This window comes from Pseudoalteromonas sp. CR1 (assembly GCF_019392235.1).
Taxonomy (GTDB): domain Bacteria; phylum Pseudomonadota; class Gammaproteobacteria; order Enterobacterales; family Alteromonadaceae; genus Pseudoalteromonas.
This window is the reverse complement of record NZ_JAHXRM010000693.1, coordinates 1-229: the sequence shown is the minus strand read 5'-3', so window position 1 is coordinate 229 and position 229 is coordinate 1. Positions and strand designations below refer to the sequence as shown.

The following is a 229-nucleotide window of genomic DNA, read 5'->3' as shown; positions in this document are numbered from 1 at the left end:
CGCCAACCGCATCGTGGTTGAATTGCCGGGCGTACAGGACACCGCTGAAGCCAAGCGTATCCTGGGTAAAACGGCCAACCTGGAATTCCGTCTGGCCGCTGAGCCGGGTGCTTCTCGCGCAACTGCCGAAGAGTTCGAGTTCCGTGAAGGTAACCGTCCTCCCGCGTTGATCGAGCGTGGCTTGATCATCACCGGTGACCAGGTGACTGACGCCAAGGCGGGTTTTGAC

The 229-nt window shown here is 60.3% G+C and carries 1 pseudogene; it reads left to right on the top strand.

The features are described from left to right. A pseudogene (secD, locus tag KZZ04_RS21045) lies at positions 1 to 229 on the top strand (protein translocase subunit SecD); the annotation flags it as partial.